The sequence below is a fragment of the Bacteroides faecis MAJ27 genome (genome assembly GCF_900106755.1).
GTDB lineage: Bacteria > Bacteroidota > Bacteroidia > Bacteroidales > Bacteroidaceae > Bacteroides > Bacteroides faecis.
The window spans coordinates 25732-40146 of the sequence record NZ_FNNN01000031.1; the positions used below are offsets into that span (position 1 = coordinate 25732).

Annotated in this window: 15 protein-coding genes; 13 read left to right on the forward strand and 2 right to left on the reverse strand. The window is 40.0% G+C overall.

What is annotated here, in order from left to right; translation table 11 throughout:
* Positions 1-34: 34 nt before the first annotated feature.
* Complete coding sequence (gene thiD, locus BLW31_RS20575; protein ID WP_010538099.1) at positions 35-871, reverse strand: bifunctional hydroxymethylpyrimidine kinase/phosphomethylpyrimidine kinase; 837 nt, start codon at positions 869-871, stop codon at positions 35-37.
* Between the two features lie 340 nt (positions 872-1211).
* On the opposite strand from thiD, the gene BLW31_RS20580 reads away from it, so the two are divergent.
* The 4 genes from BLW31_RS20580 (at position 1212) to xylE (ending at position 6422) form a co-directional block, all read left to right on the forward strand.
* Positions 1212-1943 (forward strand): NUDIX hydrolase, encoded by a 732-nt coding sequence (locus BLW31_RS20580; protein WP_010538098.1) that lies wholly within the window; start codon positions 1212-1214, stop codon positions 1941-1943.
* 47 nt (positions 1944-1990) lie between these two features.
* Positions 1991-3487, forward strand: coding sequence for a xylulokinase (locus BLW31_RS20585; protein ID WP_010538097.1), 1497 nt, complete (start codon positions 1991-1993; stop codon positions 3485-3487).
* 61 nt (positions 3488-3548) lie between these two features.
* Complete coding sequence (xylA, locus tag BLW31_RS20590; protein WP_010538096.1) at positions 3549-4865, forward strand: xylose isomerase; 1317 nt, start codon at positions 3549-3551, stop codon at positions 4863-4865.
* A gap of 102 nt (positions 4866-4967) precedes the next feature.
* Positions 4968-6422, forward strand: a complete 1455-nt coding sequence (gene xylE, locus BLW31_RS20595) for a D-xylose transporter XylE (protein ID WP_010538095.1) — start codon at positions 4968-4970, stop codon at positions 6420-6422.
* Between the two features lie 141 nt (positions 6423-6563).
* Here the strand turns inward: xylE and BLW31_RS20600 are convergent, their stop codons facing one another.
* A complete protein-coding gene (locus BLW31_RS20600) occupies positions 6564-7184 on the reverse strand; it encodes an HU family DNA-binding protein (RefSeq protein WP_010538094.1) in 621 nt (206 codons plus the stop codon).
* A 337-nt stretch (positions 7185-7521) separates the two neighbouring features.
* Between BLW31_RS20600 and BLW31_RS20605 the strand changes: the two genes are divergently transcribed.
* From BLW31_RS20605 to arsB, 9 genes are all read left to right on the forward strand, one after another.
* Positions 7522-8856 carry a DUF3874 domain-containing protein gene (locus BLW31_RS20605; RefSeq protein ID WP_029425555.1) on the forward strand — a complete coding sequence of 445 codons (1335 nt, stop codon included), beginning with the start codon at positions 7522-7524 and terminating at the stop codon, positions 8854-8856.
* Positions 8857-9004: 148 nt separating this feature from the next.
* On the forward strand, positions 9005-9331 hold the full coding sequence (locus BLW31_RS20610; protein ID WP_010538092.1) for an ArsR/SmtB family transcription factor: 327 nt from the start codon (positions 9005-9007) through the stop codon (positions 9329-9331).
* Between the two features lie 77 nt (positions 9332-9408).
* Positions 9409-9642 carry a thioredoxin family protein gene (locus tag BLW31_RS20615; protein WP_010538091.1) on the forward strand — a complete coding sequence of 78 codons (234 nt, stop codon included), beginning with the start codon at positions 9409-9411 and terminating at the stop codon, positions 9640-9642.
* Between the two features lie 10 nt (positions 9643-9652).
* On the forward strand, positions 9653-10096 hold the full coding sequence (locus BLW31_RS20620; RefSeq protein WP_010538090.1) for a nitrophenyl compound nitroreductase subunit ArsF family protein: 444 nt from the start codon (positions 9653-9655) through the stop codon (positions 10094-10096).
* A 1-nt stretch (position 10097) separates the two neighbouring features.
* Positions 10098-10805: an aromatic aminobenezylarsenical efflux permease ArsG family transporter gene (locus BLW31_RS20625; protein ID WP_010538089.1), complete on the forward strand. Its 708-nt coding sequence runs from the start codon at positions 10098-10100 to the stop codon at positions 10803-10805.
* 26 nt (positions 10806-10831) lie between these two features.
* A complete protein-coding gene (arsD, locus tag BLW31_RS20630) occupies positions 10832-11158 on the forward strand; it encodes an arsenite efflux transporter metallochaperone ArsD (protein ID WP_010538088.1) in 327 nt (108 codons plus the stop codon).
* A gap of 29 nt (positions 11159-11187) precedes the next feature.
* Positions 11188-12900 carry an arsenical pump-driving ATPase gene (gene arsA / locus BLW31_RS20635; RefSeq protein WP_010538087.1) on the forward strand — a complete coding sequence of 571 codons (1713 nt, stop codon included), beginning with the start codon at positions 11188-11190 and terminating at the stop codon, positions 12898-12900.
* Between the two features lie 4 nt (positions 12901-12904).
* Complete coding sequence (locus BLW31_RS20640; RefSeq protein WP_010538086.1) at positions 12905-13333, forward strand: arsenate reductase ArsC; 429 nt, start codon at positions 12905-12907, stop codon at positions 13331-13333.
* 12 nt (positions 13334-13345) lie between these two features.
* On the forward strand, positions 13346-14404 hold the full coding sequence (arsB, locus tag BLW31_RS20645; RefSeq protein WP_010538085.1) for an ACR3 family arsenite efflux transporter: 1059 nt from the start codon (positions 13346-13348) through the stop codon (positions 14402-14404).
* Positions 14405-14415 lie beyond the last annotated feature (11 nt).

A 14415-nucleotide genomic window follows, 5' to 3' on the forward strand; every position in this document is an offset into this window, starting at 1 on the left:
TGATTTTTAAATGCGGGTGCAAAGTTACAGATTTTTATGACACGACCGCACAAAATGTACATATTTGTGCAACGGAGTCAGGAAAATGCCACAGAGGTCCGTTGCCATGCCCAATATTTAAGTTTTTGCCTGCAATGATGGCGTGGGTGATATATTCTTTGGCATGACGGATGGATTCTTTCATCGAATATCCTTTTGCCTGGTAGCTTGCAATAGCAGAAGAGAGAGTACATCCTGTCCCATGTAAGTTTTTGGTTTCTATCTTTTTTTCTTCATATATATAATAGGTATGATCCGGAGAATATAAAAGATCACACATTTTATCACCTTCCAAGTGTCCGCCTTTGATCAGGATATGGGTTTGATAATCGATAGAGAGTTGTTTGGCAGCTGCCAGCATGTCCTGTGTATTTTGGATGCTGTTACCTGTCAGTACCATTGCTTCATCGATGTTGGGAGTGATTAATGTAACAAGTGGTAAAAGTTCATTCTTAATCTCTTCAATGGCTTCGTCCGTCATCAGCTTTCGTCCGCTGGTAGATACCATTACCGGATCGTAAATGATATGTTCCGGTGAATATTTCCGCAAACACTCAGCGATGACATGAACGATCTGAATATCGTTGACCATGCCTATTTTCACAGAGGCAGGCTGCAAATCCTCCATCACCGCTTCGATTTGTCCGCAAACAATTTCGGGGGGTATCGCATGGACTGCACGTACCCCTAAAGTGTTTTGTACGGTGACGGCAGTGATGGCAGATGCCGCATAGCCTCCTAATGCCGAGATTGTTTTGATATCTGCCTGAATGCCCGCTCCTCCCGAACAATCGGAACCGGCGATGGATAAAATGACGGGATGACGTTCCATTTTAGATTTTTTAATATTTATCCGGCAAAGATAAAATAAAAACAGCAAGATACAAAATGAGATATCGTCTAAAATACAATAAGTACATTGTCGGGGATGAGGAAGAATGGATATGAAAAGTACTGATAATAAAGAACCATTACTCTTTTCGTACTTTGTACAATTACTCGCTACCGGAATGGCTAAAATACATATTGTAATTCAGAAGATAACACTAAGTAGTCATATTGTATGTTGTATGATATGTATATCTATGAAAAACAATGTTTTATAGCATGTTATTTATTGTTGTTTGAATTGAATGTCACCCCTATATTTGCATCGTATTAAAGAAATGGATATGCAGAACATACAGAAAAAAGCACCTTTGGCAAACAATCACATATCAGTAGACTGTGTGGTGATTGGTTTTGACGGAGAACAACTGAAAGTGTTACTTGTAAAACGTGCGGGTGAAGATAATGGTGAAGTGTATCACGATATGAAACTTCCCGGAAGTCTTATTTATATGGATGAAGACTTGGACGAAGCAGCGCAACGCGTACTGTATGAATTGACAGGGCTCAAAAATGTGAACCTGATGCAGTTTAAGGCATTCGGTTCTAAAAACAGAACCAGCAATCCCAAAGATGTACGCTGGCTGGAACGGGCAATGCAGTCAAAGGTTGAACGTATCGTGACGATCGCTTATTTATCGATGGTGAAAATAGATCGGACATTGGACAAGAATCTGGATGATCATCAGGCTTGTTGGATTGCTTTGAAGGATGTGATGACATTGGCTTTCGACCACAATCTGATAATCAAAGAGGCCATGACCTATATTCGTCAGTTTGCAGAGTTCAATCCTTCCATGTTATTTGAGCTGCTTCCGCGTAAGTTTACTGCTGCTCAGTTAAGGACCCTTTTTGAGTTGGTATATGACAAGACTGTGGATGTACGCAACTTCCATAAGAAAATAGCGATGATGGAATATGTAGTTCCTTTGGAAGAAAAACAGCAAGGGGTGGCCCATCGTGCAGCACGTTATTATAAATTTGATAAGAAGATATATAATAAGATAAGAAGGTAAGCTTATTCAAATATTAAATAGTAAATCGTTAAATCGTAAATATTATCATGTTTTTATTAGGTTATGACATAGGTAGCTCGTCTGTTAAAGCGAGTCTGGTAAATGCTGAAACAGGTAAATGTGTATCGTCAGCGTTTTTCCCGAAAACAGAAGCGAAAATTATCGCAGTAAATCCCGGGTGGGCAGAACAAGACCCTGAAAGTTGGTGGGAAAACCTGAAGTTGTCCACACAGGTTATTATGGCAGAATCAGGAGTTAGTGCTGCCGAAATTAAAGCTATCGGTATTTCCTATCAAATGCACGGACTGGTATGTGTAGATAAGAACCAGCATGTATTGCGTCCCGCTATAATCTGGTGTGATTCTCGTGCAGTGCCTTATGGACAGAAAGCATTTGAAATGATCGGAGAGGAGAAGTGTCTTTCTCATTTACTGAATTCGCCAGGTAATTTTACAGCTTCAAAGTTGGCTTGGATCAAACAGAACGAATCGGCTGTCTACGAGCAGATATATAAAATAATGCTTCCCGGTGATTATATTGCCATGAAGTTGAGTGGAGATATATGTACAACTGTTTCCGGTCTTTCAGAAGGAATGTTCTGGGACTTTAAAAATAATCGCGTAGCCGATTTCCTGATGGATTATTACGGGTTTGATGCTTCGCTCATTGCAGATATCAAACCGACCTTTGCGGAACAAGGACGTGTAAATGCCGTTGCTGCGAAAGAATTAGGATTGAAAGAAGGAACACCGATTACTTATCGTGCTGGTGACCAGCCGAATAATGCACTTTCACTGAATGTGTTCAATCCGGGTGAAATCGCTTCTACGGCAGGAACGTCAGGAGTTGTATACGGTGTGAATGGCGAAGTGAATTATGATTTACAGTCGCGTGTCAATACCTTTGCGCATGTGAATCATACAGCTGAGCAAACTCGTTTGGGAGTATTGCTCTGCATCAACGGAACGGGTATTCTCAACTCATGGGTAAAAAGAAATATAGCTCCCGAGGGTATTTCGTACAACGAAATGAATGTATTGGCTTCCAAAGCACCGATCGGGAGTGCAGGTATCAGCATCCTGCCTTTTGGTAATGGTGCGGAACGCATGCTGAATAATAAAGAAATAGGCTGTAGCATTCGTGGTGTTGATTTTAATGCACATGGCAAGCACCATATTATTCGTGCTGCACAAGAAGGAATTGTATTTTCTTTTAAGTATGGCATTGACATCATGGAACAAATGGGGATTCCGGTCAAAATGATTCACGCCGGACATGCAAATATGTTCCTTAGTTCCATCTTCCGTGATACACTGGCAGGAGTAACCGGAGCTACTATCGAACTTTATGATACGGATGGTTCTGTAGGAGCCGCCAAGGGGGCAGGTATCGGTGCGGGCATTTATAAAGATAATAATGAGGCATTTGAAACCCTTGACAAACTGGATGTGATTGAACCGAATATAGCTAAACGACAGGAATACGCCGATGCATATGCCAGATGGAAGCATCGTCTTGAGAAATCAATGGGCGGCAACGTATAGACTTGGACTTTCAACTCAGATAATAAATAATAATATAATAACTTTTTAAATAACAAGAATTATGGCAACAAAAGAATTTTTTCCGGGAATTGAAAAGATTAAATTTGAAGGTAAAGATAGTAAGAACCCGATGGCATTCCGTTATTATGATGCAGAGAAGGTAATTAATGGTAAAAAAATGAAGGATTGGCTGAGATTCGCTATGGCATGGTGGCACACATTGTGTGCTGAAGGTGGCGACCAGTTTGGTGGCGGAACGAAGCAATTCCCATGGAACTGCAATGCAGATGCTATACAGGCTGCAAAAGACAAGATGGACGCAGGGTTTGAATTCATGCAGAAAATGGGTATCGAATACTATTGTTTTCATGACGTAGACTTGGTTTCAGAAGGTGCCAGTGTGGAAGAATATGAAGCAAATCTGAAAGAAATCGTAGCTTATGCAAAACAGAAACAGGCAGAAACAGGCATCAAACTGCTATGGGGTACTGCTAATGTATTCGGTCACGCCCGTTATATGAACGGTGCCGCTACTAATCCCGATTTCGATGTAGTAGCCCGTGCTGCTATTCAAATTAAGAATGCGATTGATGCGACGATTGAACTTGGTGGAGAAAATTATGTATTCTGGGGTGGTCGTGAAGGATATATGTCTCTTCTGAACACAGACCAGAAACGTGAAAAAGAACACCTTGCACAGATGTTGACAATTGCCCGTGACTATGCCCGCGCACGCGGCTTCAAAGGTACTTTCCTGATTGAACCGAAACCGATGGAGCCGACTAAGCATCAGTATGATGTAGATACGGAAACAGTTATCGGCTTCTTGAAAGCTCACGGTCTGGATAAAGATTTCAAAGTAAATATCGAAGTGAATCATGCAACGTTGGCAGGTCATACTTTTGAGCACGAACTGGCTGTAGCTGTAGATAATGGTATGCTGGGCTCTATTGATGCTAATCGTGGTGACTATCAGAATGGCTGGGATACGGATCAATTCCCAATTGATAATTATGAACTGACTCAGGCTATGATGCAGATTATCCGTAACGGTGGTCTTGGTACCGGTGGTACAAACTTCGATGCTAAAACCCGTCGTAACTCTACAGATCTGGAAGATATCTTTATTGCTCACATTGCTGGTATGGATGCCATGGCTCGCGCGCTCGAAAGTGCAGCAGCTTTGTTGAACGAATCTCCATACAAGAAGATGCTGGCTGACCGTTATGCTTCTTTCGATGGCGGAAAAGGCAAAGAATTTGAAGATGGCAAGCTGACTCTGGAAGATGTGGTTGCTTATGCAAAAACAAAAGGAGAGCCGAAACAGACTAGCGGCAAGCAGGAACTTTATGAAGCAATTCTGAATATGTATTGCTAATTAATATTTAAAACAGGCGGTAAAGCAGCGGTAGGGCTACTACTTTATCGCCTGACTTTTTCTAATCCAACTACTACACTACTTTATCCACTTTTTAAAACTATGAATAATACAACGAACGAAGGAAGTAAACTCTACTTGTATTCGATTACTTCTGTCGCTATTTTGGGCGGTTTGCTCTTTGGTTATGACACGGCGGTTATTTCCGGCGCGGAAAAAGGGCTGGAAGCTTTCTTCTTATCCGCTTCCGATTTCCAGTATAATAAGGTAATGCACGGCATTACTTCTTCCAGTGCATTGATAGGCTGCGTACTGGGCGGTGCTTTATCCGGTATTTTTGCTTCTCGTCTGGGACGTCGTAACTCATTACGGCTTGCAGCAGTATTATTTTTCCTCTCGGCATTAGGCTCTTATTATCCGGAAGTCCTTTTCTTCGAATATGGAAAACCGAATATGGACTTATTGATAGCATTCAATCTGTATCGCGTTCTGGGTGGTATCGGAGTGGGACTGGCTTCAGCGGTATGTCCGATGTATATTGCTGAGATTGCTCCTTCCAATATTCGTGGAACCCTTGTTTCGTGTAACCAGTTTGCCATTATTTTTGGTATGTTGGTTGTCTACTTTGTGAATTATCTGATTATGGGCGACCATCAGAATCCGATTATTCTGAAAGATGCTGCTGGTGTGTTGTCAGTAAGTACAGAATCCGATATGTGGACAGTTCAGGAAGGATGGCGTTATATGTTCGGTTCGGAAGCTTTCCCGGCTGCTTTGTTTGGCATGCTCTTGTTCTTTGTTCCGAAGACTCCTCGTTATTTGGTTCTTGTACAACAGGAAGAAAAGGCTTACTCTATTCTGGAGAAAATTAATGGTAAGGCTAAAGCTCGGGAAATTCTTAATGATATTAAAGCTACAGCTCAGGAAAAGACAGAGAAAATCTTTACTTATGGAGTGACGGTAATCGTAATTGGCATTCTACTTTCTGTATTCCAACAGGCGATTGGTATTAATGCCGTACTTTATTATGCTCCGCGTATTTTCGAGAATGCCGGTGCAGAAGGTGGCGGTATGATGCAAACTGTGATTATGGGGGTTGTCAATATCATCTTTACACTGGTTGCTATCTTTACGGTAGACCGCTTTGGACGCAAACCTTTGCTGATTATCGGATCTATTGGTATGGCTGTGGGTGCATTTGCTGTGGCAATGTGTGATAGCATGGCAATCAAGGGTGTTCTTCCGGTGCTTTCCATTATTGTATATGCAGCTTTCTTCATGATGTCATGGGGACCGATTTGCTGGGTGCTGATTTCAGAAATCTTCCCGAATACTATTCGTGGCAAAGCAGTCGCTATCGCTGTGGCTTTCCAATGGATATTCAACTATATCGTATCATCCACTTTCCCGGCATTATATGACTTTAGTCCGATGTTTGCATATAGCTTATATGGAATTATCTGTGTTGCTGCCGCTATCTTTGTCTGGCGATGGGTACCCGAAACTAAAGGAAAGACACTGGAAGATATGAGTAAACTCTGGAAGAAAAACAAATAAATTAGGTTAGTGTTTTTTATCATGTCATCAGGATTTTAGTGTGATGACAGGATTCTATCAAGATTATGACATCATACCAATGGTATGGTGTCATAATCATTTTTATGAGCATTTCATTGTAAATCAAGACCTAATTTTGCATTATCTATTTTTGGATACTCCGAACCATCCCGGCACAGGAAAATAAAAAGGAGAACGGATATAGCCCGGGTGAGTCAGTTTTCCTTCATCCACCCGCTTTTGTAATCTGCGGAGTGCAGTGGCTTTTCGAAGTCCACATAATGAACAAAGCTGCTGTGTAGTAATACAAGGGTTATCTTTGAAAAATTCAGCTAATCTCCCGTCTATTTCTATATCGCTCAACTCCTGTGACCTGCGGGTCTCACTAACCTTTTCAAAAGTCGTAGCCTTTAATTCGCGAAGCAAATCTTTTTCCGGAGTAAAAACGATTCCGCTGCAATGAATATTTTCGGCACGGATTTCTTTGGGAGAACGTACTTCGGGTGATTCCGCTTTGATACGGAATGAACCGATTCCCGGAATGTGAATGCTATTCCCGTTGGATAATTCTTGTTTGAAGACATTGGAGAACTCTATAAAAGATCCTATTACGTCACTTTGTCTTAAACTACTTCTGGACTCAATCGTTTCGGCTATATCTTCCAGTGTGATGGTGTCCCGTACAACCAGTCGGGCATGATATCTCGTTTTATTGGAATCTTTAGGTTGGGGAGTCAGGAAGAAATCATAAAGTGCATTCATTGCTTTAGTTGTTTTGTGCGTATCAATTAGCAGACTTACGCAGTCATTTTATTTATTTTGTGCCTTTCTATTGATTGGCTCACATTATGTGCAACAGCTAACTCACATATTGTGTAACAACTGTCGCTCATTATGTGCGATAGCTATCGCACGACTGGTGCTACGCCTAATATGATGCGTCAAAATTACTAATAATTCTAATCAAAAACAACACTTCAAAGGCTTATTTTTGTTAGATCATTTTTCAAAAAAGAATGAGTCAGCTTATTTGCAAATCCGGTATTCAGTACTATACTTTTGTGTCTCAAATCTCATAATAACTAAAAAAACAGTAAGTATGAAAACAATAATTAGAGAAATGGTAGAGACAATAAAACAATTGTTTGCACAGAAACAGCAAATGCAGGAGCCGATAGTTGCCAATTGTAAGATACCCGGAGTCGTGGCACAAAAGACACTGAAGAAGAAGGAGGAGCCTGAGAAGACAGGTGAAAAAACGGGCAAATCTAATAAATGGAGTCAATCGTTGACTTTGCAATTAAAGGAGTATTTGAATGACAATTTTGATTTCCGTTATAACAATCTGACAGGAGCTACAGAATATAGGGAGAAGAGTGGAAAGAACTGTTTCCGGCCTATTGATGAACGCGAAATGAATGGAATGATTGTGGATGCCCGCCTGGAGGGAATACCTTGTTGGAGAGGGGATGTGCCTACCATGATTCTTTCAAATAAAGTGGAGTCTTATAATCCTTTCCATCTTTATGTAAAGGAATTGCCGGGTTGGGATGGAGTAGATCGTGTAACACCTTTATTACTACGTGTTTCAGATAATGAGATATGGCTGAGAGGAGGACATTGCTGGTTACGGGCAATGCTTTCACAGTGGAGTGGGGAAGAACGTCTGCACGCCAATGTACTTACTCCCGTTTTAATAAGTGGGAAGCAGGGATTGAGTAAAAGTACTTTTTGCCGATTGCTGATGCCCGACTCATTGCGGCATTATTTTGTTGATAACCTGAATTTGGCAGCTGGCAGTTCGCCGGAGAAGAAGCTCGTGAAAAACGGATTGATTAATTTAGATGAATTCGATAAGATTAAAGAGAGTCAACAGGCTACATTAAAGAATCTTCTTCAAATGGTGAATGTTCCCGTTTTTCGTGGCAAGCGACTGGGATGGGTGAATGAGTCCCGTCTTGCTTCTTTTATAGCCACAACAAATGTCTATCAGGTATTGATTGACTCCACAGGAAGCCGTCGCTTTCTGTGTGTGGAGGTGTTAAAACCTATTTCGGAAGAACCTTTGGAGCATAAGCAAATATATGCGCAGCTGAAAGAAGAACTGAAATCCGGTGCACCGGATTATTTAAACAAAGAAGAAGAAAAGGCTTTGCAGAAACATAATAAGGCATATTATCGCCAATCCTTACTAGAAGATGTGTTTCATTGTTGTTTCCGTCATCCTTTGGAAACGGAAAAAGGTATCTGGCTGACAACAGCTGAAATATTTCAAGTGATGCGTAAATTCAATTCTGCAGCTTTGAAAGAGGTCTCTGCACGTCAATTGGGCTTGAAACTTTCAGCCATGGGATATATGGCAAAGCATACGTCTTTCGGAAATCGGTATTATGTGTTTAATCTTTTGGCCGAGAAAAAAGAAGTATCATTATAATACGTTATTATACAGGTGGTTATTGTAAAAAGTGATTTGCTGATGTATACATTTTATGCTTACTCCTTGAAAAAATAGCTAATTAATTTTGCAGATTAAAAACATTGTTCGTAGTTTTGCGAACAATAAATAAGAAGGAGATATTGAAGTGAAAGAAAAGCAGTATACAGCAGAGCAGGAGCAGATAGCTCGTTTTGCTAAAGCTATGGGACATCCGGCACGAATGGCTATTCTTAGTTTCTTGACTAAACAGGAAAGTTGTTTCTTTGGAGATATTCACGAAGAATTGCCTATTGCCAAAGCAACCGTTTCACAGCACTTGAAAGAGCTGAAAGATGCAGGATTAATTCAGGGAGAAATAGAAACGCCCAAGGTGCGATATTGTATTAACAAGGAAAATTGGGAACTTGCCCGCAAATTATTTGCTGCATTTTGGGAAGATTGTAAATGTACAGGAACATCGTGCTGTGGATAACAGCACTTTTTTTTGAGAATATTGTTCGTAGTTCTACGAATTACGATTTAAAAATAAACTTTAATATAGAATAGAAAATGGAAATCAAAGTATTGGGAACCGGGTGTGCAGGTTGTAGGGCATTGTATGAAACAACTAAACAAGCAATTACTGAATTGGGTTGCGATGTCGTATTAATTAAAGAGGAAGATTTATTAAAAATCATGGAGTATAATGTTTTAAGTCTTCCGGCTTTAGTCGTTGACGGAAAAGTCGTATCTGCCGGAAAAAGATTATCACTTGCAGAAGTAAAAGAATTGATACCTCAATAATAAGATAGTTATGAAGAAACTCTTTTATTTACTATTCTCAACCATTATCTTAATATCTTGTGGTAATGGTGCAAAAGCAAAAACGGAGGCACAGAGTACGGAAGAAAAGCAGCCTGATCATATCGAAGTGCTTTATTTTCATGGAGCGCAGCGCTGTATCACCTGTCGGGCAATAGAAGCTAATACGGTAGCCCTTTTGGATAGCCTTTATTCCAAAGAGCAGGCAGGCGATAGGATTATCTATAAGGTTATAGATATTTCAAAAAAGGAAAACGAGCAAATTGCGGACAAGTACGAGGTTACTTGGTCGTCATTGTTTGTGAATGGTTGGAAAGATGGAAAAGAGAATGTAAACAACATGACGGAGTTCAGTTTTTCCAATGCAAGAAAATCACCGGACAAATTTAAAGAGGGAATTAAAAATAAAGTTGATGAATTGCTAAAACAGTTATAGGATGGATTTTCTTCAATCACTATTAGACAATAGTTCTGTTCCTGTTATAACAGCCTTTATCTTAGGAATTTTAACGGCAATCAGCCCGTGTCCTTTGGCTACTAATATAACGGCAATAGGTTTTATTGGTAAGGATATAGAAAACCGTCACCGTATATTCATAAATGGGTTACTTTATACATTTGGCAGGATAGTGACTTATACAGTACTTGGAGGTATTCTTATTCCGGTTCTTCGTGAGGGTGCAAGTATGTATATGGTTCAAAAGGCAGTAAGCAAATACGGTGAGATGTTGATTGCTCCGGTATTAATTCTTGTAGGGATATTCATGCTCGATATTATAAAGCTAAATATACCAAAAATTAATATTGGCGGAGAGGGGCTAAAGAAGAAAACAAAAGGTAGTTGGGGAGTTTTGTTATTGGGTATTTTGTTTGCTCTTGCCTTTTGCCCCACCAGTGGAGTTTTCTATTTCGGTATACTTATGCCCTTGGCAGCAGTAGAAACGGGCGGGTATTTTTTACCCGTAATATATGCTATCGCTACAGGGTTACCTGTAATCCTTGTTGCTTGGATATTGGCGTATAGTGTTGCCGGATTAGGTAGGTTTTATAACAGTGTACAAATCTTTGAAAAATGGTTCCGCAAAATTGTTGCTATACTCTTTATAGTCATAGGAATCTATTATGCGGTCGTTTTTTATCTATGAACAATTTAATTAAAATAAAAGACAGTATGAAAAAGATAGAAATTTTTGATCCGGCAATGTGTTGCCCTACGGGTTTGTGTGGAACAAATATCAATCCTGAATTGATGAGGGTTGCAGTTGTTGTCGAAACATTGAAAAGACAGGGTGTTATTGTTACCCGTCACAATTTACGGGATGAACCACAGGTGTATGTGAGCAATAAAACAGTAAATGAATATCTTCAAAAGAATGGTGCAGAAGCTTTACCTATTACTTTGGTAGATGGTGAAATTGCAGTCTCTAAAGTTTATCCTACCACTAAACAAATGAGTGAATGGACGGGAGTGAATTTAGATTTAATGCCCGCTAAATAAGTGTATACCAGATTAGTATTAAAAAAGAAATGAAAGCATTTAATTTATCCGATATAGAACTAACTAAATACCTGTTTTTTACTGGTAAAGGTGGAGTAGGAAAGACTTCTATTGCTTGTGCCACGGCGGTTGGTTTGGCCGATAAGGGAAAGAAAATACTTCTTATCAGTACAGATCCGGCTTCTAACTTACAAGATGTTTTCGATCAACCCTTAAACGGACATGGCACAGCTATTTCAGAAGTGCCGGGGCTGACTGTTGTAAATCTTGACCCTGAACAGGCAGCAGCAGAATACAGGGAAAGTGTAATCGCACCTTTCAGGGGAAAATTACCCGAAAGCGTTATTCAGAATATGGAAGAACAGCTTTCAGGTTCCTGCACAGTAGAAATCGCTGCTTTTAATGAGTTCTCGGACTTTATTACCGATGTTAATGAAGCAAAGGAGTATGATCATATTATTTTTGATACAGCACCTACCGGACACACATTGCGAATGTTGCAGCTTCCATCTGCATGGAGTACATTCATTAGTGAAAGTACACATGGTGCATCCTGTTTAGGGCAGTTATCAGGCTTGGAGGAACGGAAAGGAATTTATAAACAGGCGGTGGATACATTGTCTGATACAAGCGCAACCCGGTTAGTATTGGTAAGCCGTCCTGAAATAGCACCGTTGAAAGAGGCTGCCCGTTCTTCGCATGAATTACAACTATTGGGAATTAAAAATCAGCTATTGGTGATAAATGGTGTTTTACGGCAATTAGATGAAGCAGACAATGTTTCACAACAACTGCATGACAGGCAGCAAAAGGCGTTACAAAGTATGCCTATTGCATTATCTGAATATCCCATGTATAGCATTCCTTTGCGTTCTTACAATTTATCCAATATTGCCAATATCCGCCGTATGCTATACAGTGATAGTATTACGAATGAAATTAGTTATCAGCCGATAACTGATAGCAAAAGTATAGATGAATTGGTTAATGACCTCTATACTTCCGGCAAACGAGTAGTGTTTACAATGGGAAAGGGGGGCGTAGGGAAAACGACCTTAGCCACAGAAATAGCCTTGAAATTAACAAAGCTCGGTACAAAGGTTCATCTTACCACTACTGACCCGGCAAATCACCTGAACTATGATTTTGCCATCAAATCAGGTATTACAGTAAGCCATATAGACGAAGCGGAAGTATTGGAAAAATACAAGAATGAAGTTCGTAGCAAAGCTGCTGAAACCATGACTGCCGAAGATATGGAATATATAGAGGAAGATTTACGTTCACCATGTACGCAAGAAATCGCCGTATTCAAGGCTTTTGCTGAAATTGTAGACAAAGCGGAGAATGAAATCGTAGTGATTGATACTGCACCAACAGGACATACTTTGTTGCTTTTGGATGCTACCCAAAGCTATCACAAAGAAGTAGAACGTACACAGGGAGAAGTAACCGGAGCAGTAGCCAATTTATTACCCCGTTTGCGTAATCCACAGGAAACGGAAGTAGTAATTGTCACTTTACCCGAAGCAACACCTGTATTTGAAGCAGAACGCCTACAAATGGATTTACAACGTGCCGGGATTAACAATAAATGGTGGGTAGTAAATGCCTGTTTGTCATTGACAAATACAGAAAATTCTTTTTTGCAAGCAAAAGCACAAAGTGAATTGACTTGGATTAAGAAAGTAGAAGAATTGTCAAAGGGCAATACTGTCCTGATTGAATGGAAAAACTTATAAGAATATGAAGATTTTAATCCTTTGCACTGGTAACAGTTGCCGTAGCCAAATGGCACACGGTTTCTTACAGTCATTCGATAAAAACATGGATGTCTTTTCAGCAGGGACAAAACCTGCTGAAAAGGTTAATCCGATGGTGGTAAAAGTTATGTCTGAAACAGGAATAGACCTTACTAACCATACCCCTAAAAACGTAAGCCTGTATTTAGAGCACGAATGGGACTATGTGATAACGGTATGTGGTGGCGCAAATAAAAGCTGCCCTATGTTTACAGGCAAGGTAAAAAACAGATTGCATATTGGATTTGACGACCCATCAGAAGTGACCGGGACACCGGAGTTTATAAATAGTGAATTTCTTCGGGTACGGGATGAAATAAGAATGCGTTTCTATGATTTTTACCTGCAAGAGTTAAAACCGCAATTAAAATAAAAGGCAGTCATTATGGAAAAGAAACAAGGAATTGGATTTTTTGAAAGATACCTGACTATTTGGGTAGCCTTGTGTATCGTTATCGGGATGGCCATCGGACAATATCTTCCGGCAATACCGCAAACATTGAGCAAATTTGAATATGCCAACGTGTCTATACCCGTGGCCATCCTGATTTGGTTAATGATATATCCCATGATGCTGAAAGTAGATTTTCAGAGTATTAAAAATGTTGGTAAGCGTCCGAAAGGAATTATCATCACTTGTATTACAAATTGGCTTATAAAGCCTTTTACAATGTTTGGAATAGCTTATCTATTCTTCTACGTTGTTTTCAAGTCTCTAATATCTGCCGAATTGGCCGAAGAATATTTAGCTGGGGCAGTCTTATTAGGTGCTGCACCTTGTACAGCAATGGTATTTGTATGGAGTTATCTGACCAAAGGAGATGCTGCCTATACATTGGTACAGGTTGCAGTAAATGATTTGATCATATTGGTTGCTTTCGCTCCTATTGTTGCTTTTTTATTGGACGTAGGTGGCGTTACGATTCCGTGGGATACATTATTGCTTTCAGTCGTATTGTTTGTTGTCATTCCTCTTTCTGCCGGAATAATGACCCGTATACTGGTTATTCGGCGAAAAGGGATAGAATATTTTAATACTGTATTTATTCGTAAGTTTGATAATTATACGATTGGCGGGTTACTATTAACACTTATCATTCTGTTCTCATTTCAAGGAGAAACCATATTGAACAATCCGTTGCACATTGTATTGATTGCCGTTCCGCTTGTGTTGCAAACAGTTCTGATATTCTTTGTAGCCTATGGCTGGGCGAAGTGGTGGAAATTGCCTCACAATATAGCTGCACCTGCCGGAATGATTGGTGCAAGCAATTTTTTTGAATTATCGGTGGCCGTGGCTATATCGCTTTTCGGTTTACAATCCGGTGCTGCACTGGTTACAGTGGTAGGGGTATTGGTTGAAGTTCCGGTCATGCTGATGTTAGTGAGAGTTGCAAATAATACATGCAGTTGGTTTACAATGAAATCAAGTATGAGTAAATAGAATACTCCGGA